The organism is Aneurinibacillus sp. UBA3580, assembly GCF_002375825.1.
GTDB classification, from domain to species: domain Bacteria; phylum Bacillota; class Bacilli; order Aneurinibacillales; family Aneurinibacillaceae; genus Aneurinibacillus; species Aneurinibacillus danicus.
Genome location: NZ_DFMZ01000108.1, coordinates 15,923 through 16,706, shown reverse-complemented (window position 1 = coordinate 16,706; position 784 = coordinate 15,923). Strand labels below are relative to the sequence as shown.

Annotated in this window: 1 protein-coding gene; it reads right to left on the bottom strand. The window is 42.0% G+C overall.

Annotated elements, in window-relative coordinates; translation table 11 throughout:
- Nucleotides 1–30: 30 nt before the first annotated feature.
- Nucleotides 31–333 (bottom strand): HesB/IscA family protein, encoded by a 303-nt coding sequence (locus B2899_RS15065; protein ID WP_146809600.1) that lies wholly within the window; start codon nt 331–333, stop codon nt 31–33.
- Nucleotides 334–784: the final 451 nt, after the last annotated feature.

Sequence of the window (784 nt, the reverse complement as noted above, 5' to 3'; positions counted from 1 at the left end):
GCTGAGATGCCATGGTGGTTTTACAGTATATTAATGATCCCCGTGGTTGCCTTTGCTGGGATTGGTAATTACGAAACCTTCTTCGGGAAGGTACAGGTAATCGATTTTTACTCCGTCAAGTAAACTCTGTGTTTTATCGAGAATAACATCGATCTCCTTATCCGTGTGAATAATCTCATCGTTTTCGCCGGGCGTATCGAGATCAAGTCCATAGTGTGCGTGGTCTCCGTGCGCATGGGTGATGAACACGCGCAGCATTTTGCCCTCCGTGTCTTCCTGTGCCAGGATTTCCTTGATTTTTTTAGCGGCATTTCTTGTGATTTTACATTTCATCCATATTCGCTCCTTGCTTTTGTAAGATGGAAAAGCTGTATCGTGGCCTATTATACGCTATTTTGCCGTAATAGGGAAATGAAGCGGCACCAAAAAAAAGAGCCCTCAAAAGGACTCAACAGAAAAGAGGTGTGCCCATATGCTTTTACATCAGGGTAAAGGAGTGTGGGGACAAGACTATGTATCTTTAGGATACAGAGGGAATGCTAAGAGTATATGGAGTTCGCATTAAGTTTCTGTTAAAAAGCGGTCCCGGCTACTGCCGGGACCAAATGAGAATGGAGTTACCACAGGATGTGGTAAAATTGTGGAGATCAATCCACCACTTATCCTACTACAGATGTGTAATTTTTTTGTTTTTCTCTCATTAAGATTATGTTAATTTTGTAGGAGATGCGCTGTATTTTTTCGTATTTGCTCTTTCTTTGCTCACGATTTTCACAGAAAAAGG

What these genes read in the sequence shown, in the direction of transcription:
- B2899_RS15065 (WP_146809600.1), bottom strand. Translation starts at nt 333, where the DNA reads ATGAAATGTAAAATCACAAGAAATGCCGCTAAAAAAATCAAGGAAATC.